Below are 25,719 nucleotides of genomic sequence, written 5' to 3'. Positions count from 1 at the left end.
CAAAGACAGTCTGGCATAACTGTCTTTGTTGTGTTTTTTCGTAAAAAAAGCGGTCCAAAGTCCGCCTCTTTTATGCTTGCTCTATGATTTTCTTTACTTCTTCAATCGTTAGTTCGCTTGCTTGTGCAATGGTTTCTATTGGGATTTGTAATCGATGCATACCCAGAATCATTTGACGTTTTCCCTGTTGAACCCCTTTATTTAATGCATGTGCAATACCGGCCGCTTCATCCATCAAAGTTTTTTCCCTTGCTTCATACTCTTTACGAAAAGAAGCATCTTGACTCATATGTTCCCATTTATCCATCGCTTTTTGTAAAATTGGATCCTGATTCATCGCAATCTCCTCCAGTGTATGTGTTAAATGTTCATCTTCATTGGCTGGTAACAATAATAACCAACGAACAAACGAATCCTCCCATGGGTTTACTTTTTCCTCACGCCACTGCTGTAGCAATTTTGGAATTTCAACGATATGAATTTCTATATCGTCACTTAGGAGTTGCTGCTGTTGTATATTCCACAGTTTCCCCGTCGTATGAAAATCTTCATATTCTTTAAACATGGCGAAGTTCAATAAATTAATGGTAATGGTTTTATGAAGGGAACTATATGGCTTCCCTTTTTTTAATTGAGATGCATACAATCTACTCCAATAATAAAGGGAACGTTTTAGAATGTCGTGATGATTATTCATTTGAATTTCAATGTTAATCCTAGTTCCCGTGTCTAATGTTGCGGAGACATCTAAAATTGATAATTTATCTTCTTCATGTTCCCTATGCAAATGTGGGTCTTCAAATTGAAGCGATTGAATCGGTGATTCTAACGAATTATTTAACATTGCGTTCAGAAATGTAATGAGAATTTCTTCACTTCCCGATGTACCAAATAATTGTTTAAATGCAAAATCAATGCGTAAATTGACCAATTTTTGATTGGACATGGGCTTCCTCTCCCTGTCTGATAATATCTCTTTTTTCTTATTGTACATAAAAACAAATTGAACATGCAAATAGGCTCTTATGATGAACATAAGAGCCCGACTGCCGATACATACAATAGATTAGATAACGACCATAAATTGACTTGAAAAACACCTAAAAATTTTACAAAAGAAACCATATTTAGTATACATCTAATTAGAAATATATACAAGGAATGGTGAAATATATCGCTTTTTCATCATTGATTTATGATATGATAAACTTGCGGATTCTGTTTGTGCAACAAGCTATGTAGGGATAATATACGTTTCTGGGTCAGCACATTTTCTGAACGTGGCATGTCTTACTACTCATAAGACATGCTATATTTATAATGTTCAAATAAAAAAACGTCTTTTACGTGCTGATAAAAGACGTTTTTTTATGCCTAAAACCGCATAATATAGTTCTTGCTTGAGCTTCTTTAGTATACAACAAATGAGCCATGAGTACTCTATTTTTCTACGTATGTATAAAGCTTTTCTAACACATATTTTCATTGAACTACTCGCCACTAATTAATCCTTACAATGTAATCAAACTTTTTATAAAAATAGAACGATACGCTACCATCGTTCTCCTTTTAATTTGGCTTCTGCCGATCTCCGATCCATGATTGTGGTACAAAGTTCAGTAATTAGTTTTCCATGCTCAAAGATAATTTGATTCTTGGTATATGCGTCAATGTACTTTCCCAAACCTTTACTGAGTGTAACCTCAGCTTCCCCATTATCGTGAATGACTCCTGAAAAGATGGTTTTCTCTTTGTTATAGACTTTATAGTAATCAAGCATGGAGCATAAAGATTTCACTACATCACGGAGCATTTCTTCCAAGTCAGGATACATATCTTTTGCTATTTCTTCATTTAGAATAAAATCCATTCCCTTGTCTGTCACATCAAATCGAAACAAAAAAATCATTACTTTCACCTCGCTGATTCATTACTTTTTCTATCATAACAGAAAATCTACTCCCTTCCCAAGACACTTTCAATCACTTTAAAATTATCCACTTCATCATATAATCTAGCCATTTCAATCAGTAGAAGCACTCTTTTCTTATGTTTTGTATCCAAAATAGATTTTTGATGCTCCATAACTCCGAAATTCTCTCCATCTGTCACATAACGATAGTCACATAGACTTAAGCACATATGTCTAGGTATGTGTGCTTAAGTCTATGTTAGGGTGCATAACTTATGTACATACACCTGCTTTCCTTAAGAACCTTATAACGAAAATGTTTAACTTAGATTTTCAGTCGGCTTTTTAAAAGAAAAAGACACCTCTCAAAACGGCAACTTAATACCCCCTTGGAATAGATGATTTTGTTTAGAAATATGTCTCTATTCCACAAAAAGCTCTTATAAAAAACGAAATACAATTTTGACATTTCTACTACCGCACAACATCTAAATTAACATTCAAAAGTCTCCGTTCAGATGAAATCTTTTCAAGAAAGATTCATGTCCATTTCCAAATGAAAAAGCCTTGCTATTCGCAAGACTCTTCTCTTTATTTCATCTAATTGTGTATCGACTATCCTCTGAAACAAGTAAACTTGTATGATCAATTTTGACACGACATTTCCCTAACCGTCGTTTTACTTCCAATTGTAATTTCATGTTTGCTTCTTCTAAAGAAGGTGCTGGAATAATTGCTGATTGTAAGTCTGTTACCTTTCCATCATACATCACAGAAAAATCAATTTCATACCGATGTATCACGATTTCCCCACTTCCTTTCCAAAAGTTCACTTACAACTCACCTTGACATGCGTTTTATTTTTGTATATTTTCACGATTACACTATGTTTCTTCACAATCCCAGCTAACCCTGCTACAATAGCCTTGAAAAATTACAATACTTAAAAAAATATATGCAATTACCCTTGAAAAAATCATTTCCCTCTCCTTTTTCTGCCTATAAGGGGTATGACAACCAAAATGATTTTCTGGGGCCATATGCAAATAAATTCCAATTCTCTTTAATATAGAGGGAAAACTGTAACAAAAACGAACATTTTTGTTACGTTTTCTATTTGAAAATATAAATGTCCTAACTGTTGAATTAGCTGTAACTAAATACTGTACCAAAAATAATTTGTCACAATATGAATTAACACCATTTTTGTTACAATATTTGGTTTTGTTTTGGAAAATTATTGCATATGGCCCCATATTTCGCTTTTGGTTGCCATACCCCTATAACCATTTGAGCTATCTAATAAAACGAATAAAGAAAAAAACGTCACTTAATACCAAATGTATTCACACTTCATTTAAAAAGGATTACAAGCGAATCTGAAAAGTCATTTTCTTTGAAATGGTAATTTTTTATGTCTCAAATCATATATAAGCTGTTTTCCCACACATGCAACTCCAATTCCTGTCATCAAAATGACTCCTCCCATTTTGATGCCCCATTGCAATTCACTTTCTTGCAAAACATGATCAGATATATACATAGAGAATCCAGTCCAAAGAATAAACCAAAAACCATATCCATCATATTTACCTTGTTCTAACTTTTGCTCTTGAAACGGATATACCTGGATACACAAATAGGCTATCAGCAAAACCGACAGCCCTATTCCAATTGCGATCATTCCCCACCGCCCCATTTCTATTGTGTTATATCCTTTCATGCCTTTTCTGTAGTACATGATATACATGTGTAGAAAATGCTCTAAAATACGGAGCATTTTCTACAGCTACTTTTCCAAAATCCATATACAGTAAAGTTTCTTGCAACAATTTTAGCTCGAATTCTAAAAACTTATCACTCTGTTTCTGAATAGAATGCGGGATATTATGTATGGCATCAACAATATCCCGCACGTATTTCATGCTATAAAAATCTTCTCCTGGATGTGAACATACATTTCGAATGAGTAAGAATGTTTCCTGCAATATCTCATGTCCGATATCGTGTAATATATTTTGATTCATATCCTCTCCCCTTCCATTTCCGTATTATGGCCCTTCGATTCCTGCATTGATTTGAAACTCGTAATTTTCTACAAACCATTCTTCTTCCTCTAATATCAAATAAAGCTTCATCGTGTGTTTTTGTTGTTGCTCTGTACTATTTACCGTAGCCACATAATCGTATTTCACGTTTACCTCTGCTTTATTATCAGCCGTCTTCCTGTAATACACATCTGTAATGTTTGCTTTTGTCTGAATCTGAAGCGAAGGATCCATCAAATGTCCATGTGCATCATCAGGTGCTTCAAATAACTTTCTCTTTGCCTCTCCTGTCACCATTTCTTTAATCTGCATTAATCCGGACTTTTCTTTTTGTTGATTATCTTGCTGCATCAGAAGTGTCACGAATTTTTTTGCTACTTCCTGCCCTTTGTCTTGTGTATTTTCTGTTAACACTGTAATCCGTTTTTGGAGCGATTTATTTTCTGCTGTCAATTCTTTGACTTGTTCCGTCCATTTCTTCTCTGTTTTTTGCACTTTATTTTGCAATGCACGATTTTGACTCCATAACCAGGTGCTTGTGATTACGAGCCCAACAATTAGAATGGCTGCTATCCCTTGTTTCATTCTCATTCCTCCCTATCATTGTGGTAAAAATGGCGCTGGATCGACTTGCCCAAATGTAAAGGATGTTTTGATTTCAAAATGTAAGTGCGGCCCTGTAACTTGCCCTGTCTTTCCGCAAACACCGACTTGCTGGCCGACTCCAATGTTCTGTCCTTCTTGTACCGTAATAGATGACATATGGCCATATAGACTCCAATATCCATTTCCATGATTGATTACAACGACATTTCCGTAGCCGCCGAACCCAGAACCGCCTTCGCCAAACTTCGCTAATTCTACAACCCCACTTTTCGACGAAGCTATTGCGGTGACACCGTCTTGGCAAGAATAATCAATACCTTTATGAATCGTACCCCAACGTGGGCCAAATGGGCTTGTAATCGTTGTTTGTGCAATCGGACGGATAAAACCTTGCGAACTTGCTGTTCCTGTATCCACGACGCCCCCAGGCTTCCCAGCTTCGCAATTAAACGACAGCCCTCCCATTTGACCGACAAATTTCGTTACCAATATGGGCCACAACCCATTCGTACCATGTGGATCATTTGCGGCACCTGGTGGGGCATATTTGGCGCCAATTGCTTCAATCGTTGTAATCCCCATGCCAATATAGTTTTTATATAAGTTGCGCGCCATGGCGCTAATCCCTTCTTCAAGTGTGGCAAACTTCTGAAATCCCTTCATTTGAGAACTACTTGGGTCCATCAAACCACCTGGATTATTATAATTTTTAACAGCGTTTGAAGTACCGTTCCCTGTCTCTAGTTTCGCTATCGCTGCTAGTAAAACAGGATCAATTTGATTTTGTGTTCCTGCGTTTAAAAAAGACTGTGCCTGCCCCGTGAACACACCACCTAAATGCGGTTGGATTTCTTCCGGCGTCACTGTCTTCCCACCTGGACGACACACTGTCATCCCATTACTTTGGACCGTAGATGATGGCGTCGTCTCCTCTTTCTTCCCAATTCCTTGCCCAAACAATACAAATACAAGGAAACTAAAAAACAATAACACACCGAAAATCTTAGCAAGTAAGATAAAGAAAAAGATTCGAAGTTTCCCAGGTTTCTTTTTCTTTTTCTTTTTTTGCGTATTCTTTACAAGTTCTTCTTGCACCATCTCATCGATGTGCTCTTTAATTTGTGCCTTCATCACCTACTTCCCCCTTCCCATATTGGAACTAGAGGTGAGGGATACCCTCACACTCTAGAATGTTATTTGTCTTCCATTGAGTCTAGATGATTTAATTGTTTCGGCTCCTGTGTTGGCAAGTTCCAATCTTCACTTCCAGCAGCTATAGCATCCGGAATAACAGGTGGTGTTTGAACTTCAATTTCTTGTCGTGGTTCAATCTTCCCATCTGGGCTTACTGTAGCTGAAATTAAATCCGGAATAGTTACTGTTTCATTTGGTGTCGATACACTAGGTGTTTCAATAACATCTTGTGGTACCACAGCATCCACGTGTGTATTTACTGGAATAGTTGAAGTTGCAATTTCTGATGGCAGTACTGGAACTCCGATTTCTTGTTGTGGGCGAATTTCTCCATCTGGGGTTATGGTTGCTGGGATTAAATCTGGAATAGTTACGGTTTCAGCTGGTGTAGATACAATTGGCGTTTCAATAACACCTTGTGACGCCATAGAACCTACATTTGTATTTGCAATTTCTGATGGCGTTACCGGAATCCCGATTTCTTGTTTTGGACGAATTTCTCCATCTGGGTTTACTGCAGCTGGAATTAAATCTGGAATAGTTGCCGTTTCCCTTGGTGCTGAAATGGTAGGTGTTTCAGTTATATTTTCTTGTATAGTTGACTCTACATCTATATCTGTATCTTGCGGATAAATAACTCCTTCAGTGCCTATTTGTTCTGGCATGATTTTTGGAATAACATTTTCATCTAATGCTACTGGATCATTTGGTACTATGTCATCGGATATATGTTCTTGTGGAATACCTAAGTGTGGTAACTCCTCTAGATTCTCTTCTAGTGGTGTTGTATTTGTAAATTCTCCTAAACTCGCATATTCTCTATCTTGGTCCTGATTTTCAGTATCTATTGCTCCCGCTTCTTCAGCTGTTTCCATTGCTTTTTCTAATTCTTCTGGATCCAATCGTGCAAGTTGTTGCTCTGGCATATCCTGTTCATTTTGTTCTGGATCTTCTTGCTCTTCTTGTCTATGATCTTGTAAAGAAATGAGTTGTTTACTTTTACTGTTTTCTTCGTCTTCTTCGCTCTCTTCATTCTTCTCATAAGCTGACAAATCGGCTGGAACATCTACTTTCGCGAGTTTTGGTTTCTTATCTTCCTCTTCTTTTGTTTCTCCCTTTTCTATCGGTTCTGGCTCACCAGCTGCAACTAGTTCAGCTGCCGAGTTAAAATGATCTCCAACTCGTTCACTTACTGCTCCACCGACATCCGTTGCCATTTCTTTTCCGCGATTTGCAAAATTCTCTGTCATCAGCGAGATATCTGTCACTGTTCTATAAATATTTTTTGTTTTCTTGAAGGATGCTGTAATGCTGTCACGGAAGATATAACATAAGATAAACACGATAATTTGGAACACCATTGTTGATACATATCCCGCAAGCCCTGCTTCTGGTAACACATACAATAACTCTGATACTGTGAAAATAATAACCAACATAATAGACATTAAGACTTTTAATGCGAGCGGTCTAATCCATTGTGTTACCCAGCTCTCAATGACTTTACGATGCCCTGGTAATAAAGCTACAGCTAAAACAATTGGTGCAATTAAACTCATGACAAGGAACCATAATTGGAAAGCTACAATCAGCAAACAGAATGCAAGAATAGGAATTCCTATAAATGTGTTCACGATGTAATAAATAATCGTGAAGATTATTCGATCCCCTACAGAATCTAATTTCATCATTTGGTTTTTCTTTTCATTTACTTCTTTGTTGACAATATTACTTCTTTCTTTTCCAGATTTTGTTTTTAATAATTCATTTACACGTTCTTCACCAATTTTCTCCTTTGAATCTTCCCCATACTGCATAAATAAGTACGGTCTTTCTACTAAAATACTCCAAATTTGTTTCTTAACTGAAGATATTGCTTGTTTTTGTGAGCGACCTGGATCTCCAGCGACTGTACCTGTTGCCTTCGCTAAAATCGTTGTACTAACTTCCGAACTAATTGTATTTGCAGTTTTCAGTACAGTTCCTGCATTTCCAATAAAAACTAGGATAAACGCAATCACTAACACTGTTTTCACCAATTCATTTAATCCCGCTGTAGGCTGACGCTTTATAAAAAAGACATACGCTGCATAGCATGCTGATAATACGCACATCAAGCTAATGATAGACGGAAATAACCCTCCACTTAAAAAGCCTACATTCCCATCTTCACCTTCACCAATACCAGAGATATTTTGCATGGATGCTGCTAATTTATCCGCTACCCCCGAAACAATATCTAAATTCAACGCTTGATCCACTAAAAACATGGTGAGTTGTGTTAACATGATGTTCAGTTTAAAGGCCAAGTTTACAAACCATTGACAAGTCGTATAAATCATACGTTGAATATCTTGCCCTACACTGTCGTCTCCAAATAAATAGCCACCTATTTTTTCTAACGTTCCTTTTTCATCCTTCTTGGGAGACTCTGTATCAATCTCATAATACTTATCTTTATAAACTTCATCTGTATATCCTTTGAACAAGTTCTCTGATATCCGTTGCCCTGTTTGTTCTTGTTTTTTTTCCTCTTCCGCTAGGGTAACTGATGACCCTAGCGGCATGAGTAGAAATACAAAGATCATGCAAAGTGAAAGTAATTTTTTCATTCCTTTTGCCCCCATTTATGAACATGTATTGGTTTTATACTCCCTGCAAAATCACTAACATTGTAGTGTGTATCCCATGACCATTCATAATTTTTCCACTTTCCGTCTTTCTCATCTTTCACTATTCTTAATTCCATCGTACTCTTTGTCTCTTTTACAGGATGATAATACTGGACTTTATAAAAATACTCTTTTTTCCCTTCCTTTAAATCGTATCGATATAAATCGTATCTTTCTCCCATTTCTTTACTTGTGCCAGGATCAACTACATGTTCTTCATAGAATTTATATTTGTTATATAAAAGCTCATTTAATTTAACCGTGTCTACTTCAATAAACGCTCTTACATACTCCATTGCAGCCTTATCCGATTCCTTCATATCTCTTTCTTTTTGGCTTTCTTGTTGGTTTACTGTACTCTTTGTTTCGTTCGTTCCACAGCCAGCCATTCCCCCAATTACTAACATCCCTGCCACACACATTCCAGATACGAATTTCATCTTTTTCATTTCCCTCATCCTCCATATACAGATAATTTAGACTTTTCTTACCTGTATTGTACTACGCTTTATGCCATTTGCATGGAACGTTCTTCATCGGTTTTGGTAGAGGAATCAAATGCATGTGCCAATTCTTCGAATACAGGATCAATATCTACAATCGCTGTTCTACCGTAAATGTAGGGTAAGTACCCAGCGCCTTGCCATGTTTCCATGGTAGGTTTCCATGAACTCCCCTCCGAACCGTACGTACCCCTCTCAGGGTATACGGCTCTCCACTTGTTAATCTAGTTTACCCGCATGTAAATCTTGATGACATGTCTTACACAACACCATTGTTTTTCTCTTCCTTGCGATCATTTTTACTTCCCATTTACTCTTTCCTTTTAAATCTTTTAACTTTCGCACATGATGTACTTCAACAGATTTACCTTCCTCTTTGCACCACTCACATTGATTGGCAAGAAGTCTTTGGGTTAATTCTGTCCGACATGTGTACATTGTTTTATTGGGAAGTGTATCAATTTGCTGTTGCTTCATTGGTCTCAATTCTCTAGGAAATCCTTCATTATAGAGCGCCCTATATTTCGTACCTTCTTTTGTCTCGTAAGAGACCATAAATATTTTGTTGCGGCTATATTTTTTGATTATTTTTCGCATCGTTTTTTTATATTTAGCTGCAAACGTTTTGTAAAGACTATATTTCATAAAATACATAAACTTATATAATACGCTCACATTATTTGCTAGTTTGTAATAATTATAGAGACCTCTTATTTCCGCATTATAGATACTTATTATTTCTATATCGCTAAGTTGTAGAAGGTATGGTCTGTGTACCGGTTTCCAAACTCCATTTTTATCAATTTTCAAAACACCGAATTCCTTTATTTTTCCTACCCAAACTTCTTTCGGGACATACAGTTTACATTTATGACTGTGATGCCTTTTCTTAATTCCTAAATTATTTTTCGTAATGGACTCATCTTTACACATCGTAAGTTTATATCCTAAAAATGTCGCAAATTTACTAGTATGAGTAATTAATGTTTTTTCATTCGATAGCTCAAGTTTGAGTTCTTTTTGAAGGAAACCTGATAATTCCAACTTAATTTTTTCTGCATCTGCTTTCGAACCACTCACACCTAAGATAAAATCATCCGCATATCGACAGTATGTGAGACGTTTAAAACCTTCATCAAGAGGATCTGCACAAGGTATTTGCCTCATTTGTCTTTGAAGTTCTTCGATTGCACGTAAGAGTTCCATTCGTTCTGGAGATTTTACTGGATACAGTTCCATTTTTTTTCGAAGTCTATATATCCTACTGTCTAGGATTTTGTACTCTCGATTTGTCTTTCGTCGTGTTCCCTTGTTAAAATTTTGGATATATTGTTCTACGTATCGGTCTAGTTCATGTAAATATATGTTGGATAAAATCGGACTTATAATGCCTCCCTGGGGAGTGCCACTATACGTCTTATAAAATTGCCATTCTTCCATGTAACCTGAACGTAAGAACTTCCAAATAAGACGGATAAATTTTTCATCTTGTATCCTTTTTCTCAGAAGTGTGACAAGAGTATGATGATGAATATTGTCAAAGAAAGAACAGATATCCCCTTCGATGAACCATCTTGTTCCACCAAATGTACTCTTAATTTGCTGAAGAGCCGTATGGCAGCTTCTCTTAGGTCTGAAACCATGCGATAGGTTTGAAAAAATCCCTTCGTAAATTGCTTCTAATATCATCCTTACGATTTCTTGTATGAGTTTATCTTCAAAAGATGGTATCCCTAAGGGTCTCATCTTTCCATTTGCTTTAGGAATATAAACCCTTCTTACTGGTTTGGGTTGGTATTTTTCTGATTTTAAGAGTTCAATCAGTTTTTCTATTTTTTCCATACTCATGCCATCTATAGTGGAATCATCGATTCCTTTCGTCATATTCCCTTCTTTTGAAGCTAGACGTGCATAAGCAAGTAGGAAAAATTCTTTGTTATAAAGGTTTCGATATAATCTTTCGTACTTAAAATTGATAGTATTGGACTTTTGGACTAGACTGTTTAATACAAACTCTGGATTTCTCATAGAGCCTCTCGCTCCTTCCTGGATTCTATTAAACGAAACAAGCTAATCCCCTTCGCCGTGTACTAGGCTTTCCCTAGCTCTGACTACTACGGGATTTCCGTTACCATATTGGATATTTAGACACGAAACTGTCATAGCCTATTACGGCACTCCAACTTAGGTAATCCCCATTTAGTGCTTGTAGAGACAGACTTGTTATGATGTCGGATGTGACGTTCGCCTGTTTTCTTCCTTATTGGAAGCGCTCAGTTCGGAGGTACTTCAAATTAAGACCAAGACATTATCTTAATTCCCTAACATTTGTCTCTCTGTACAAATGTTGAACTGCATAACGTATATAGTTACCTTTTCGTTATGGGTCTCTTTATCCCAGCCAGACTGTCATTCAAGCAGTATAGCCTTCATCCTTATTCATAACCGTTCATCTTGCCGTTCAGTAGTGACACGGTAACTAGTCAACTTACGGCTTTTCCAGCATGCTATGCTCCCCTTTAGGTTTCCCTTCCGGATAAGCTGGCTGATGATGGGTATGTTTCCTTTGTACCTTTTACCCACTGTTTGGTCATTACAGATTCTCTACAAGCCCGTATGGGCGCACATCCTGGAATAAGGCTTCTCCGCGTCGTAATTCCCGTAACATGCGAACATTCTCTTCTGTCACTGGTAAGTTGTAATATTTCAACATTTCTTCTGCCTGTTCATCCTGCTTAAGAGAGAAACAAAACTTCATTCCGACATTGGCAATCTCTTTATTTTCTGAATTGTAGTCAGATGCATTTTGTGTTCCTAGATATAACCCGATGTTATGGTAACGACCTTCCCGAATTATTTTGTCAGAAGCGCTTGCACCTTCACGGTTTTTCAACATACTAGAAGCTTCATCGACCATGTAAATTTTGAAAATTTCACGATCCGAGAACATAAGCGATTTTCCAAATGCACCTAGCGCAATTAAAATACTACGAGATAATTTATCCGATACACCTTCATGGTCTTGGTTCCCTTTTGGAATGCGTAGATGTTGAATTTGTAAGACTTGTAGTGGTCGTTCTAAGCTCAGTACACGGTAGTTTTGACCCGGTTTTCCAAATAACAAGTTTCCTAGCTGAATGGATTCTAGCGTCGCTAGTCTGTTTGTTAATGCGTTTAATTTTTCTAGTTCATTTGGCAGTATATCGGAACCTAATTTCATTTTTTCTAACTCTACTCGAACAAGTGCTAAACAAGCATCTTTCTCTTCCGCTACTGTATCAATTGCTTTGTATAAGTAATCGTATCGTGTATCATTTAGTCCAACTTCCGCTAAAAACGTTAAGATTTCAAGAGCCAAACTCTTCGCATCTTCTATAGAAGCACTAATCCGAAATGGATCTAAACAGCCAGCATCTTCTTGCTGTTTTCCGAGTGTCCAAACTTCTAAGAATCCTAATTCTGGTTTGTTAAAACCAGGTAATAGCTTGGGCCAATTGGTCCTGTCGCCCTTAGGATCTGTAATAAATGCTCTCCCGCCACTTAGGACAATCCAAAAGGCTAATAGATTCATTAAAAATGATTTTCCTTTTCCGGTTTGTCCTGCAAAGATGACGGATAAACTATCAAACTCTGTCACAATATGTTCTAATGCTTTTGCCGCCAAGTCTGGACGAATAAAAACCGGACGCTCTAACTTTTTGGTTTTCCCAATATAGAATCCTTGATTATCTCCAATTTGTGTGGTGGCACCAAACATGCCTTGTGCGAGTACACCTGGTTCTACAAACAACTTAAAGTCTTTGTTGTATCGCTTTGATCCTGGTAAGAATTCATAGAAGTAGGCCAATTGGTCTCCATATGGATTTACCAGTTCAATTTTCATTTTTTTATACTCGGTAATCAGTGTCTTGATTCTCTTTTGTAATGTCTTCGCATCATTTGCATAGACACAAAATAGAACACTTAACTCATACCCTGGCGCACCTGTTCTTTCAAAGCGGTCTTTCACCATCCGAACGCCTTGTCGTTTCCCCTCAATGGTCATATCTTTTGAACCGCGTCCCATCATCGCTTGTTTTTGCTGATCCTCTAATTCCATTTCACTGTTCGTTAAAGTTTTGGTTACCATTTCATTTTCTAAATGGTGTGCACGAATACTCAGCTCCACAGGAAACTTTAACGCCTGTGACTGGAGTCGATAAATCCATTCCCCACCTGGGAAAAGAGAGGCCTCTGGCATACTCTTGACTGCTAAAAAGGCAACATGCGCTTGTTCTACCTCACCCTCTTCATTTTGTCCTTCTAGGATAAGAGAACGTCCTGGACTTTCATCAATGACGCAATCTGTCAGTTGAATCATTTCTTGCAAGTTTGGACGGCGCACTTTTACCATTTCGCCATCTTCTCTCGGGAGTTCCATTGTTGTACCCACTCTCCAATTCTTGTTCTGCGTTGGTTCCGTCATGCCACGTGTAAAGTTATGCTGGAAGAGAAAACGAATCGAAGATGGTGTTGCCCGCTTTGTATTGGGAAACGCACTACGTACTTGGTGATACACGAGTTCTTCTACTTCTAAGTACGATTCGATTTCCTCTTCTAAAATATCTGTTACAGCTAATCCTGAAATGTTGCTTGCCGTTTGCGTGAATCCCTCTCCCATCTTTTTTAAGAACTTCCATGACTCTACAACGGGATTCATAATTTTTCTTTCTTTTTTTGCTTGGTTCATCTGAACCAAAATATAAAAGCGATACTCCATACTTTCCTTTGCGATGGATGAATTTCGAAGGTACTTCTTTACTTGTTCAAAAAAGTATCTTCCCGTTGGTGCCATTGGCCCTTTTAATGTCGCAATATGTTCATCAATAATCTCATCACAATTGGTTGTACGCGGAATCACCAGAAAATGCACGTCATAATCTTGTTGATTAAATAAGGCAAGCTGATTGCGATAATACGTTTTCTTTGTACTATCATCTTTGTGATCATATCCAAAACCGTCTACCTCATATACCCCGGAATAACGACCATCTATACTAATCACAAGATTTCTTTCAATGTGTTTCAGTGGATTCCGTTTCATACTTTTCAACATTATTTCCTTCCTCCTTTTGATGTAAAAATGTGAGCGAGTACGCATGAACATCTACATTCTTCTCTTCTATGGGCTCTTCTCTATTTTGCCAATCATATGGACCATACTGTATAAACGTCTCTCCTCTTATCACATGTTTTTTCAGTTTAGACATACGAGCCAAGCGGCTACTCTGGTGTTTTCGAAACAGAAATCCAATCCGAGCACGAAAATAGGCGAATAATGACTTGTCGTCTGTTTTATATTGATCCACACCCCAAACAAGAAAGACAGGAAGGACAATGTAGTAAATGAGATAGAATCGATCAATAAAATCCCCGAGCCACCATTTAAATGGTGGCAGGATGCGGAGCGCTACAAGCCCCGCCTCTACCACAACAAAGTAACCCATTGCACGCCAAGTAATTGCGCGGGGAAGTCGTTTCCCCATGAGTTCATATTGCCTTCTCAAAAACTTCATGTAGCTCCCGTAGCAATACACCACGATAGAATTTTGTTTTGGTTCTTGCATGCTATGCCCTCCTTCTCCTACAGACCAATGAGTCCCCCGAGGAATGTCCCAATTGCTTTTAGTGCATCTGGTTTATTGATGAAGAACACCATTGCCGCACCGCCTACCACTAAAGATGCAAAAATCGTCCATGCACGTTTCACCGCTAAAAAGATACCCCCGAAAATAAACACAATATATAAAGCGTACGTTCCTTGCTCTTTTACTTCATCGAAAACCCCTTTTAATCCCATTCCTAATACCATATCGTTTAGCATTTGAAACATATCACATGCCCCTCTCTCTTCTTTAATTTTGTAAATCTGTCACAACAAATTGTTTGCCATCTTCTTTTACAAACAAGGTGTATACGGTCTTCATTTTTGTTTCAGAATGTGCATCCGTTAACACGACCTCTGTTTGCACCTCATAAGAGCCTTTCGTTTTGCCTGGATACACTTTTGAGGAAGTAACCTTATCCAACTTCATGGCCCCTTCTAACCCTTTCACACGAGAATTATCAAGTACATACGCTAATTCTTTTGGTGATGCTGTTGTATACGACTTAAAGAATGTGGGTAAAAACTCTTGGATATCTTTCTTTGTTTTCACATCTTTTATTTCTTCTCGTTCCTTTTCTTTTTCGCTTTCTTTCACATTTGCTTTTTCATCGACTTTCACAATTTGCGGTAACCCATTGACAACAAAGGCTTTTCCGTCTGTTTGGATGGGAACGGATATTTGTTGCCAAACTTCTTTTACTTCTTCTCCGCTGTTATCTGGTTTCTGCCTGTGTAATTTATACTTCACTTTAAAAATGACGTTCGATCCATTCTCCTTCGTTTCATCCACTTTCAAAAGCGTTGCATAGAGAAAGTCTGAATCCCACTGTAGACCATTTGTTTCTAGCCCAGCTTGCGAATCTTCCGTTTGTGACACATATCCTTTTAAGCGCTCTGCGCGCTTTCTAAGCTCTTCTTCTCCCCGCTTCCAGGTAAAGTACTCTTTTGTAAATAAGCGAGCAAATTCGATACCTTCTGGACGTGTCGTCAGGTTTTGTTTAGGTGTGACTTGTTTTGTTTCGGTTTGCGGGGTTACTTTCGCATCTGCTTTCATTGTTTTGAAGACTGTTGTACAAGAAACGAAAAACATCCACGCTAATATCCCCCAAAAAAGCCATTTCCCTATCAATCTCCCTTTATACGAGGGGACACGTAACGCCTTGCGTGGTTCTCCTTCTTTTCCATTTTTCATGTTCTGAAACCATTGTTTGATTTTTTGAAACACGGCTATCATTCCTCCTTTATTTGTTACAATTCACCACCAACAGCGATTGGTCCACCCAGAAACTTTGCAACCTCTACCATTTCTTGACTAAAGAAGAGCGTCGTACCAACCAGGCCATATCCTAAGAATTTCACGCAGCCTTCCCACTGTTTCCGTTTGGCACAAATGATTAACCCTAAAAGCGAATACAACCATATGGCGAGACCTACACACCTTACAAGCATCATGGGATGTATCATATCCATCACCCTGTTCCTCCTTTATCGATCCACCAGTTTATATATACCAACTGCAACTACTCCTAAAATCAGTACCCCTTCCCAGCCTTGGCTATGATACGTCTCGATTACCGTTTCTTGTATCGCTCCCCACGCTGCTTGCGCTCCTGGTACTCTTGCAAAAATCCAATCCGAGAAAACCACTAATACGATGATACTTGCTACAGAAGAGATAATAAATTTGAACACATTCTTACAACCTCACTTTCTTGTCTGTATTTCGAATATTGCGATAAATGCTACCAAATGGATCTTGTAATATCTCCTCATACCTTGTGATATACACTGGAATGTCTGGACTACTGACATCCTTCAAATAGCGGATTAATTCTTTTTCTCTACTCTCACTTCCCGCTACAAAGACCAAGCGCCAAAGCGGAACAGATACATCTTTTCCAGGTACTGCTTTCGCTTTTGGAACCTCATAAGCCATTCCCATATGCATACGGTAATCAGCTAGCTTTTCTTCCCGTTGTAAAAAATCGTTATACCGAAGGATTTTCTTTTCCAAAACACTCTTTGATCCATAAGAGCGTTCCATCTCTATAAAAACACCTAAATTTTTATCTACTTCTTCTTTTAATCCTACAATTGCAACACCGTCAGGCCGAAGTACCCGGTCCTTCCCTTTTGCATACTGAAAGGTGGCACATGGTTCGTTGATCCACTCTTTTAATTCCAACCTTCCCTCTTGCTGTGAAGAAAGTGTCATCGCACATTCAATACGCGCTAACATTAAACTGTGGTATACAAAAGTAGCGGAACGTTGTGACCAACTCGATTTCCAATGTACTTCTCCTTTCAACCCTCGAACAATGTCAACCCCTTTTCGCGTTAGTGTAAAAACATGCTCTGGTCTACCTGATTTTCGCGCCTCGGATCGAGTCGAGGATAACGGCAATTGCTCGTATTTAATGTAGTTTTCTTTTGCCAATTTGCGAAGTCGATTGGACACGGATTTTGGTGTATGATTCGGATAATCTTTCAAGCGAATGTATTCCATATCTAGGTACATATGATTGTGTAAATCATTAAGCAACCCCAAATCTGATTCGTGTAATAAAATATTGCTCATCATCTCTACTCCTCTTCCCAGATATCAAAAATACTGTCTTCTTCCATTTCTTCTTTCTTCTCTGTTTTCGTTGCATCAGCTAACGTTGATTGCTCTTTCTGTTTATCTAGGTTAGGCTCTACACTTCGTTCTTTTTCCTCTTCCACCCGCTCTATCGTGGCTATGGCTGTGTTAGGAAACGGAATGACTTGTGCTTGCTGCTTTGACTCCGTTCGTACTTCTGGTATTGTTTCTTGCTTCTTCCCAACTTCTGTTGGCTGCTTTTTTACTGATTTATTCTTCGGTTGTGCTGAAGGAGAACTTTGCTCTAACGCCTCCCATCCAGACTCAACAACTGGTTCTTCTTTTTTGAGTGTGATTTTTTCAGAAGTCAAATACTTCCCTTTTCCATATAAGAACTCATCAATTTCTTGATCAATTTCTGATCCGGATTTTCCAGTGCTGCGCTCCAGTTCTTTAATTTTTGTTTTCGTCCATTCATTCGAAGCTTGAATTTCTTGTTCGATTTGATAATTGGCTACCTTTCCACTTGGTAAATATCGCTCTAATGGCGGAACACGTATGGTACACCACACATTTTGAGCATCTCCATCGATTCGGTCTTGTGTTTGAATCGCCACCACCAGGTTAGGCAAACCTTGCAGGTACTCTGTACGAAATTGCTTTTGCATAATTCCTTCCAATGTTTTAGCGGAATTAAAACCTTGCCTACATACAAAGTAATTTCCGCCTGCTTCTGTTAACATGTCTGTCAGTTCTTTGTCTAGCTGCCCTGATACTTGCTGCGTAATCACCCAAAGACCTAATCCATGCTTCCGGTCCTTCGCAATAATTTTTGGAAGAACTGGCACTTGTACGTCATGCGCTTCGTCAATCACCGCTAAATGAAGTTTAGAGCCATGTGGACGCTGCTGTGCAATGCGGTGATATTGACTACTGATATAACCGACTGTAAGCTGAATATCTTCTTTACTCATTCCTGCTACCTCATAAAAGATGAGGTGGCCTTGATCCATCCAGTTGCGGATGTCTAATGAAAAGTCAGTTTGCCCATACATCCTTTTCAAGTACAAGGTATTTCGGAATATATCTAACCGATTTAATATCGCTTGTGTGCTGTCTTCTAACGCTTTCCCTACTTCATTTCTCCAAAAATGAGCGTAGTACTTTTTCTCTATCCCTTGTAAATTTTGCAACACATTTGCTCGAAATAATTCATCGCTAATGAATAACGGGATACTTAAAACCGTATGATTTTGACTCCCATCACACAGCAAGGTACCAATAATTGCTCGTAATAAACGCTCTGTTTGTTGCGCTTGCCCTGGAATCATTAACTGAATCATTTCCATAATGGACTCAACAACCGTTTGGATATCTTCTCCTGGAAAGCGATGAAATAAATTAAGTGCTGGTGGATAATCCGTATCTCGGAAACGGATAAAATGAACCTTACTCCAATCAACACGTTTCCCATCCTTTTCTGCTTTCAATAAACGATTGAGCGCAACATACGCCAAATCTTTTGTTGGATCAAAAAGAGATAGTCCCCCAGCTTCATCTGGATTTTCTAACCATTCATCTATGATGCTTTGCATCACTTTCATAGCAACTGTACTTTTACCAGAACCAACTTTCCCTGTAATGTAGCCATGATTCTTGAAAAATTCTTCTCGAATCTTTACCAATCTATTTTTGATATAAGGATGCATGACATGGCCAATCGTAATGCCTTCTGCTAACATATCATCTGGTATCATTGCTTCTCCTTTATCGAGGTATAAAATGTTCTTCTCTGTTTTATTGTTTTTATCACCTGTCACATTCGGAAGATGCATCAAGTTGAGGAGCTCTGATCCCGTCCAGACCATTTTTCCGTATACGGGACGCGGGACAAATGCTATACAACGTCTCAACCTTCTATACCGAAGCTCATTCACATCTGCCATCAAACTGGCTACCATGTGACCAATATTTTTAATGACTGGTACACCTGGATAATGATCACTTGCAAAAGAAACAGACACTTGAAAAGCTACTTCGTTCTTGGAAAAGCGTTTGTTTAATGCACGTATTTCTTCTTTCTCAAAAGCATCTAATCCATCTTTTTTCTTTTTTTTGATTGCTTTCTCTGCTTTTCTTATGCCCTTTGTCAATCGATATCCATTGTCTGGAGAAAAGGCGACGTCTACCCATGTTTTTTCCTCCATCGCATTTCCCAGCATCGGTAGTACATCTCGTGTATACCGTGCTAATGACAACGTTGCCTCTAAACGTTTTCTTTTTAATACCATTCTTCCTCCTACTGCTTTTTTCGTTGGAAATGGCATTTCTTCTTTCCGAATGGTATACACCTCACTGTTGGTATACACACTCTGCACGGCTTCCACAATGAGCTGTAATTTATCTTCTGGACCACCAATATAGTAACGAACCCGTTCCTTGCGACCTTCTGGACGATACATGATCATCCGATACCAATCCCGCCCTTTTCTCAGGCGTTCAAGTGGTTTACGTCCTGTACCATGTACATGTCGGATCATTTGTCCTAACTTTTCCGTTGTCACTTCATCCTCAATATGCGGAATCAACATGACATATCGATACCGTTTTGTTTCAAAATGCAAGTACAAGTAATGCAGAGCTATGCGGATCACAGCATATATGAAAATTCCCCACAAGATCAGGCTGCATATACGAACTGTTACATCAAGCACTGTTGGTACACGTTTCATGATTTCCATCACTATTTTTTCTCTGGAGAACCAGACAAATCCCACAGCCCCTAACACTAAAAGTACTTTCCAGTTCTTCTCAATCATATTTTCAAGTTCTTTATCAAACTTGCTGCGCGCCACTCTTTCACTTCCTTCCCTTCTAGTCATGACATGGTTTACGCGAGTGCCAACGTCTTTTCTTGATGTTTTTGTATGCGTTGTTCTACGGCTAGTTGAATCAATATTTGAGGCTGCATCACTGCTTGTTGAGGTTGATTGATTTGTTCTAAAAGTGTTTTATATTCGAAGAGTTCTTGCTTGATTTGTTCTATATCCATTTCTCCATTGATGGTAAGTTGTTCTTTCCAAAATTGCTCCCAGCATACTTGCCTGTTTTCATACATACATTTTCTCCTCTCTTTTCCTATCATTTTTTAGAACCTATTCGATAAACATCGTTTGAAACATGGTGACGTAGATTTCGGGAAACACATACATCAATACCAAATCAATGAAACCGAATAGAACCATGTAGGTGAACCATTTATGATCTAAGATTGAAATCCCCTTTATGAGATAACCACCGAAGACAACGATAAAGATCGCAACCATCATCCGAACAGAAACCATCTGTACAAGTTGTTCGATATCCATTTGAGACAACGTCCGACTCATACTCTCTTTGAGATGTTCATTTTGGATGAAATACAATCTCATTCCTTTGATAAAGAGAACAATACACAAAACCCTTATAACTCTCTTCCCAATTAACAAAAGAGCATCTTTATTTTCTGCATGCACGCCATATTTCTTTTTTACTTTTTCATTTACAATCGGAGCCAACTCCCTCCATTTCATCAAACAATTGAGAGGCTCTCTGAATCATGTCATATACATACATTGTCTTTTCATCAATTTTGTTGCTACCAAATCCACCTTGAGTTCCAGCTGTTCTAATACCTTATCTGCAAATACCTTTTCATTTTGGATGTTCATATTCGCTTTCTTCCCTCCCCTTCGTTATTTTGTATGGAGGATACTCTATGAAAGAGCATCCTTCCTACACTACATTTGTGATCACTTGTGAAAATGCTCATGGAAATTCGCTTTTGGATCTATGACTTTCATTCTCTTTTGATGACCTCCATCTAATGTCATCAGTCGATGAAATGCCCATCCCATGCCTCCACCTGGTTTCCCAATACATTCAGATGATAACGTTGAGGGATTCATGTGTTTTCCCATTCCCTGTCTCAATCTACCGATATAAAAACCACGTTTGCTACGCATATGCTTCATTGGTTTCATTCCATTTTCCCCTTTCATCTTTTTATCTTTTTATATCGTTAAATGGAAATATTGTGTGATTTTAAGACTGCTCCTCATCTAAATGATACGGTTCACCAAATTTCACTGCTAATTCTGGTGGTGGTTCCTCTTGACAGCTTGCAATGATTCCTATATTCAACTGCTCTAATTCTTCTAAAAATGTAAGGAACCGCTCTGAATCTTGACGATACCATTTCATCATTTCATCTATCACAACAACCTGAGATTGCTTGCACTGCTGTTGTTCTGACAAGGTGAGAAACACTCCTTCATGTGCAAAAGGAATCACACAAACCTGTTCTTCGTATTCTTGATATTCTCCACAACCATCTAATAGGGTCAATTGGACATCCTCTAGTATCATGATGTTGATTGATTGTTTCAGTAGCCATGTTTTCCCTTTGCCTACGCTTCCTCGTACCAAGATATTTCTATTCTCTTCTGCAAACACGGAATGTGGACTGATTCCTTTTCCCGCTGTCTCCGTTACCAATACATTTGACTTACTCCTGTCATAACACTCTGGCTTGATAAAATTTAATGACTTTTCACTTCTTCCAATAAACATTCCGTTCATAAAAATCGCACCTTTCTTTTTCTTAATTTAGATTCTTTTACTACTTTTGCACAGCATTTATAATTTTTGATTTGTATAACCATAAAGCTGCACAAATGACGATTTGAGCTCCTGTAAGTACAGCGTATTGAAAGATCTCATACTGTATTAACATACTTATTACTTTCCCCCTTACAATTCATTTACATATAGCTCTTCTAAATCTGTAGAAAGGATCGTAACTGCTTGTTGGTGATCTTGATATAGAACATGTTGTATATTATTTCGCAACTGAAACCCATCTTCAGGTAATGCTAGCAAATACGATTTTTTGTATTTGATCCCATCGATCTGATAATGTACATCAAACACGCACATTGTGTCCCGCCCTCCCTTATCAGTTGAGAGTGTTACTTACATTTATTGTTTTGCTTTTTTACGCATTCTGTACGCGTAAACTGCTACGACACTGCCAAGAGCGACAAGTGTAGCTCCAATCCAGTACCAATATGGATTTTCTGCTTTACCGCCTGTTGTTGGCAAATGACTTTCTACTTTCTTCGGTTGTTCTTTGATTTGTTTTGGTTGTTCTGGTTGTTTTTCAATGATGTGTAGTTTCTCTGGTGTTGGTACAGGCTTTTTAATTACCTGTGGTGTTTTCTCCGGTTGTGGTTGAGGATGTTCTGGCTTTTCTGGTTGTGGTTTCGTTGGTGTAGGTGGAAATTCTTTTTTCTTATCTTGTACTGTATGTTTGATAATCTCGCCATCTGCTTTAATTCCAAAAGAGAATGTCTCTTCGTTAATTAAAAATCCTTCCGGTGCAAGCGTTTCTTTATATGTGTACTTTCCTACTGGTATTTTCTCAAATTTCGCAATGCCTTGCTCATTTGTTGTTCCTTTTACTACTTCTTTTCCTTGCTCATCGTAAATTGTGAATTCTGCGCCTGGTAGTTTGTTATTTTCATCTGCTACGTTCACTTTTGTGATTTCAAGAGATCCTTTTATTTGTGTGTTTTTTGCGATTAATTCAATTTTCTTTCCATTTTCCTTAATACTGAAAGAAATTGGTTCTTTAACTAACATGTAACCTACTGGAGAAGATTTTTCGATAAACTGATACTCCCCATACTTCAAATTATCAACTTTGATTAGGCCCTCTTTATCCGTTGTATACTCATGAATTAAATTCCCTTTTGCATCCGCAAGGATAAATACTGCGCCTTCTAATTTCTTTTTACCATCTTGATCTACTTTCAAAAGCTGTACATTTCCTTTAATTTGTTCATTTTTCATTTCAATTACAGCAACTTCCCCTGTTTTCACTTCAAATGTTTTTGGATTTTGATCCAAAACATATCCTACAGGCGCCTTCGCTTCTTTTACAATATAGGTTCCTAGCTCTAGATTACCAAGTTCAGCAATTCCTTTGTCGTTAGCTGTAATCGTTCCCATGATTTGTTGGTTACTATTAAAGACTTCAAATACTGCACCTGGAAGTGGCTTTTTGTTCTCATCTATTTTCATAACTTTTAAGCCACCATTTGCTTTCCAGTACACTTGTAAGTCTGTACTTACTTGCTCTGTACTACGTTCTAATAAAACCGTTGCATCCTGGATGGTGCTGGTTCCCTTGTATACAACAGCGTTGTAGTTCGTTAGATTTGAAACGACTTTTAGAGATAGTTCACTACTCTTAGAGGATTTTGGCACTTGAATACGGAACTTTTCTCCTAGTTGAAACGTTTCTTTCGCTTCACCTTGTTCTGTGACAACACGTGTACCTTCTGGTTCATTGTTCATTTGCACTACGAATGTACCCTTTTTCGCATTTGTTTGTACTGCATATGTTGTAGTTTCAAAATATTCGCCGTTTAGCTGTGCTTCTTTCTTATCTGTTGGAACTACATTCATGTATACATCTTGTGTGTCTTGACTCTGATCCGTTGCATGAATGATTGCTTTCGTTGCTTTTTCAACAGCTGCATCTTTAAATTGTAATTCTGCCGTATTGATTTGCCCAAGTGCATTCCATAAGGCGAGCTGCGTTGAATAATGTGCCTGTTGCCAAGTGGAAACCCCTAATTCTTCTGGACTCTTTTGTGGGTATCCATTCAATAAGACACGATACACAATATCATCTGTTTTTCCACTCTCAGGAAGGTCTTGACCATTAGGTGATTTCAGGCCATATACCAGGCAATAAGCTATTTGACCACTTGCATTCTTGAGTAGTTCTGTCCGTACGTCTTTTCCATACTGTGGAGAGTACGCCCAATCCATGTTGTATTTTTCATGATTGATGACCTCCGCACTTGCTTGATTAAGCGGTATGAAGAAGCTCGTGAGTAGTAAGAATACACTCATGACGAGTAGTAATGTTTGATAGGATCGTTTCAAAATCATTTTTACAGCTCCTTTAGGATTATTCAGTTTTTAAAGGGCGGAATATTCAGAATTTTACCTTTCTAAATATAGAACAATATACTTTAGTAATAATTTTTTCGTCTTTTAGCCGAATTTCATTTACAATACATTTAGTAGGAATATGAACAAAATAGATGTAATCAATAACATAAGGTTAATTCATTCTGCGATGGGTATTGCACGATAATATGTTGGTCTGAAAATTTTCTCGATCGGAACTTCAAGAAAATCCGCTATTTTTTTAGCTTTATTATCTTTGAGACTCCTTCTCCCAATTTCAACATCATATAATGTGCCGATTGGAATTTTAGCGCCTTTAGAGACTTCCTTAATACTTAAACCTTTGGATTCCCTATATTCTCGTACAATGGTTTTGTGTTCTGACGCTAGCATTTTTTCACCCTCCTTTCCCTTAGTTACATTGTATTCGGCTTTAAGCCGAAAGTCAACACAAAACGAATAATTTTTATTCAAAAACACAACTTTTTTTAAAAAATCCATGTAAAGGAGTTTAATTATGGCCAATACATTTCTAGGAAAAAACCTTAAATATCTCAGAAATTCACAAAAGCTAACTCAAAAAGAGCTAGCTTCAAAAATTGATATCTCTTATTATGCTTATAACAATTGGGAAAATGATTTAAGGGAACCAGATTTGCTATCTTTAAAAAAATTTTCTATTTACTATGACATTCTTATTGATGAATTAATTAATACACAAATAATTTCATCAGATTCTATAGAAATACAATCTCAAAAACTAGATATGATAAAAAAATTAGAAAAAACGGATGTATTAAAGCCACTTGAAGAAAATTTAAAAAGACTACGATCATTGAAAGGATTAAGTCGCAAAAAGATTGCCGAAGAATTAAATACTCCCTATAGCACCTATGCTGGCTGGGAAAATGGATTCAGAGAGCCTGATATTTCCACACTGAATAATATAACTTCATACTACAAAGTAAGTATAAATGATTTATTAAATCCAGAAGCGGCCGTTAGGGATGAAGATAAATTAAAGCTCATTTCACGCTTATCTAAGAATTTATTTGAAACGTACATAAGTGTTCCAGATGAGCATAAAGCTGAATTAGAAAAAAAATTAATCACCTATATGAATAAATTTAAATCCCAAAAAAATATCAAATAGGTTGAATTCTGATAATTATGTTTAAATTATCCTGTCTTTTCTATATTTTCTCCTGTACTTTCTTGTCTGCATATTTGGATCAAATCCATATATAGGCTGAATATAGTATATACATCAGTTTCACCAAAATTATTTTTAACGTTTTGCTCTAACCAATGAATATTTAATTCCATGACAATGCCACGTCCTTTTCTTATAGTTTAAGAATCAGCGTCAAGGTGGTGTATTTTTTTTACTAAATCAAAAATCGCACCACGCCCTAAAAAGTACGAAAGACGCTACAATAAGTAGCGTCTAATCATTTTAAAATTCAGTTTTTTTAATTTACACTCAACCAGTCCCAGGGTCTACCATATAAGTTGAATTTACAGAGGGATTTT

The 25,719-nt window shown here is 37.6% G+C and carries 28 protein-coding genes; 1 reads left to right on the top strand and 27 read right to left on the bottom strand.

The window, feature by feature from the left end:
- Positions 1-70 precede the first annotated feature (70 nt).
- From MHH55_RS33860 to MHH55_RS33735, 26 genes are all read right to left on the bottom strand, one after another.
- A complete protein-coding gene (locus tag MHH55_RS33860; protein ID WP_098954918.1) occupies positions 71-946 on the bottom strand; it encodes an Rpn family recombination-promoting nuclease/putative transposase in 876 nt (291 codons plus the stop codon).
- A gap of 606 nt (positions 947-1,552) precedes the next feature.
- Positions 1,553-1,909 (bottom strand): hypothetical protein, encoded by a 357-nt coding sequence (locus tag MHH55_RS33855; protein ID WP_098771068.1) that lies wholly within the window; start codon positions 1,907-1,909, stop codon positions 1,553-1,555.
- Positions 1,910-2,508: 599 nt separating this feature from the next.
- A complete protein-coding gene (locus MHH55_RS33850) occupies positions 2,509-2,715 on the bottom strand; it encodes a hypothetical protein (RefSeq protein WP_098955005.1) in 207 nt (68 codons plus the stop codon).
- Between the two features lie 584 nt (positions 2,716-3,299).
- Entirely contained in the window at positions 3,300-3,596 is a 297-nt protein-coding gene (locus MHH55_RS33845) for a hypothetical protein (RefSeq protein WP_180255200.1), read from the bottom strand.
- Positions 3,597-3,621: 25 nt separating this feature from the next.
- Positions 3,622-3,939, bottom strand: a complete 318-nt coding sequence (locus tag MHH55_RS33840) for a hypothetical protein (protein WP_098680036.1) — start codon at positions 3,937-3,939, stop codon at positions 3,622-3,624.
- Between the two features lie 24 nt (positions 3,940-3,963).
- Positions 3,964-4,545, bottom strand: coding sequence for a hypothetical protein (locus tag MHH55_RS33835; RefSeq protein WP_098954917.1), 582 nt, complete (start codon positions 4,543-4,545; stop codon positions 3,964-3,966).
- Between the two features lie 15 nt (positions 4,546-4,560).
- Positions 4,561-5,697 carry a peptidoglycan DD-metalloendopeptidase family protein gene (locus MHH55_RS33830; protein WP_098954916.1) on the bottom strand — a complete coding sequence of 379 codons (1,137 nt, stop codon included), beginning with the start codon at positions 5,695-5,697 and terminating at the stop codon, positions 4,561-4,563.
- A 62-nt stretch (positions 5,698-5,759) separates the two neighbouring features.
- Positions 5,760-8,372, bottom strand: coding sequence for a CD3337/EF1877 family mobilome membrane protein (locus MHH55_RS33825; protein ID WP_098954915.1), 2,613 nt, complete (start codon positions 8,370-8,372; stop codon positions 5,760-5,762).
- Positions 8,369-8,881, bottom strand: a complete 513-nt coding sequence (locus tag MHH55_RS33820) for a hypothetical protein (RefSeq protein ID WP_098954914.1) — start codon at positions 8,879-8,881, stop codon at positions 8,369-8,371. The genes MHH55_RS33825 and MHH55_RS33820 overlap by 4 nt, the downstream gene beginning before the upstream one ends.
- A gap of 59 nt (positions 8,882-8,940) precedes the next feature.
- The gene (locus MHH55_RS33815) at positions 8,941-9,087 is read right to left on the bottom strand and encodes an ATP-binding protein (protein WP_233937110.1); all 147 of its coding nucleotides are present in this window, start codon (positions 9,085-9,087) and stop codon (positions 8,941-8,943) included.
- A gap of 67 nt (positions 9,088-9,154) precedes the next feature.
- A complete protein-coding gene (locus tag MHH55_RS33810) occupies positions 9,155-10,963 on the bottom strand; it encodes a reverse transcriptase/maturase family protein (RefSeq protein WP_289670104.1) in 1,809 nt (602 codons plus the stop codon).
- Between the two features lie 565 nt (positions 10,964-11,528).
- On the bottom strand, positions 11,529-14,030 hold the full coding sequence (locus MHH55_RS33805; RefSeq protein WP_340882424.1) for an ATP-binding protein: 2,502 nt from the start codon (positions 14,028-14,030) through the stop codon (positions 11,529-11,531).
- The gene (locus MHH55_RS33800; RefSeq protein ID WP_078186467.1) at positions 13,990-14,541 is read right to left on the bottom strand and encodes a TcpE family conjugal transfer membrane protein; all 552 of its coding nucleotides are present in this window, start codon (positions 14,539-14,541) and stop codon (positions 13,990-13,992) included. The genes MHH55_RS33805 and MHH55_RS33800 overlap by 41 nt, the downstream gene beginning before the upstream one ends.
- A 17-nt stretch (positions 14,542-14,558) precedes the next feature.
- Positions 14,559-14,807 carry a TcpD family membrane protein gene (locus tag MHH55_RS33795; RefSeq protein ID WP_016123645.1) on the bottom strand — a complete coding sequence of 83 codons (249 nt, stop codon included), beginning with the start codon at positions 14,805-14,807 and terminating at the stop codon, positions 14,559-14,561.
- Between the two features lie 22 nt (positions 14,808-14,829).
- Positions 14,830-15,807: a conjugal transfer protein gene (locus MHH55_RS33790; protein WP_078186466.1), complete on the bottom strand. Its 978-nt coding sequence runs from the start codon at positions 15,805-15,807 to the stop codon at positions 14,830-14,832.
- 23 nt (positions 15,808-15,830) lie between these two features.
- Positions 15,831-16,052, bottom strand: a complete 222-nt coding sequence (locus MHH55_RS33785) for a hypothetical protein (protein ID WP_254849734.1) — start codon at positions 16,050-16,052, stop codon at positions 15,831-15,833.
- 15 nt (positions 16,053-16,067) lie between these two features.
- Positions 16,068-16,274 (bottom strand): hypothetical protein, encoded by a 207-nt coding sequence (locus tag MHH55_RS33780; RefSeq protein WP_078186464.1) that lies wholly within the window; start codon positions 16,272-16,274, stop codon positions 16,068-16,070.
- A 4-nt stretch (positions 16,275-16,278) separates the two neighbouring features.
- The gene (locus MHH55_RS33775; RefSeq protein ID WP_078186475.1) at positions 16,279-17,160 is read right to left on the bottom strand and encodes a replication-relaxation family protein; all 882 of its coding nucleotides are present in this window, start codon (positions 17,158-17,160) and stop codon (positions 16,279-16,281) included.
- 5 nt (positions 17,161-17,165) lie between these two features.
- A complete protein-coding gene (locus MHH55_RS33770) occupies positions 17,166-20,018 on the bottom strand; it encodes a hypothetical protein (RefSeq protein WP_078186463.1) in 2,853 nt (950 codons plus the stop codon).
- 35 nt (positions 20,019-20,053) lie between these two features.
- Complete coding sequence (locus tag MHH55_RS33765; RefSeq protein WP_016123651.1) at positions 20,054-20,281, bottom strand: hypothetical protein; 228 nt, start codon at positions 20,279-20,281, stop codon at positions 20,054-20,056.
- Positions 20,282-20,318: 37 nt separating this feature from the next.
- Positions 20,319-20,720: a hypothetical protein gene (locus MHH55_RS33760; protein ID WP_340882416.1), complete on the bottom strand. Its 402-nt coding sequence runs from the start codon at positions 20,718-20,720 to the stop codon at positions 20,319-20,321.
- Positions 20,721-20,954: 234 nt separating this feature from the next.
- Positions 20,955-21,185, bottom strand: a complete 231-nt coding sequence (locus MHH55_RS33755; RefSeq protein WP_078186461.1) for a hypothetical protein — start codon at positions 21,183-21,185, stop codon at positions 20,955-20,957.
- 61 nt (positions 21,186-21,246) lie between these two features.
- Positions 21,247-21,699: an ATP-binding protein gene (locus MHH55_RS33750; protein ID WP_139362424.1), complete on the bottom strand. Its 453-nt coding sequence runs from the start codon at positions 21,697-21,699 to the stop codon at positions 21,247-21,249.
- A 255-nt stretch (positions 21,700-21,954) separates the two neighbouring features.
- Positions 21,955-22,140: a hypothetical protein gene (locus MHH55_RS33745; protein WP_078186459.1), complete on the bottom strand. Its 186-nt coding sequence runs from the start codon at positions 22,138-22,140 to the stop codon at positions 21,955-21,957.
- A gap of 42 nt (positions 22,141-22,182) precedes the next feature.
- On the bottom strand, positions 22,183-24,165 hold the full coding sequence (locus MHH55_RS33740; RefSeq protein ID WP_078186458.1) for a thioester domain-containing protein: 1,983 nt from the start codon (positions 24,163-24,165) through the stop codon (positions 22,183-22,185).
- Positions 24,166-24,345: 180 nt separating this feature from the next.
- Complete coding sequence (locus MHH55_RS33735) at positions 24,346-24,579, bottom strand: helix-turn-helix domain-containing protein (protein ID WP_078186457.1); 234 nt, start codon at positions 24,577-24,579, stop codon at positions 24,346-24,348.
- Between the two features lie 124 nt (positions 24,580-24,703).
- Here MHH55_RS33735 and MHH55_RS33730 point away from each other — a divergent pair, with 124 nt between their 5' ends.
- Positions 24,704-25,339, top strand: coding sequence for a helix-turn-helix domain-containing protein (locus MHH55_RS33730; protein WP_078186456.1), 636 nt, complete (start codon positions 24,704-24,706; stop codon positions 25,337-25,339).
- Between the two features lie 26 nt (positions 25,340-25,365).
- Here the strand turns inward: MHH55_RS33730 and MHH55_RS33725 are convergent, their stop codons facing one another.
- Positions 25,366-25,512 carry a hypothetical protein gene (locus MHH55_RS33725; protein ID WP_176116548.1) on the bottom strand — a complete coding sequence of 49 codons (147 nt, stop codon included), beginning with the start codon at positions 25,510-25,512 and terminating at the stop codon, positions 25,366-25,368.
- Between the last annotated feature and the right edge of the window lie 207 nt (positions 25,513-25,719).

The sequence above is a fragment of the Bacillus sp. FSL K6-2944 genome (assembly GCF_038005385.1).
GTDB classification, from domain to species: domain Bacteria; phylum Bacillota; class Bacilli; order Bacillales; family Bacillaceae_G; genus Bacillus_A; species Bacillus_A cereus.
Note: the sequence above shows the minus strand (reverse complement) of the source record. Positions and strands in the feature narration are given on the sequence as shown.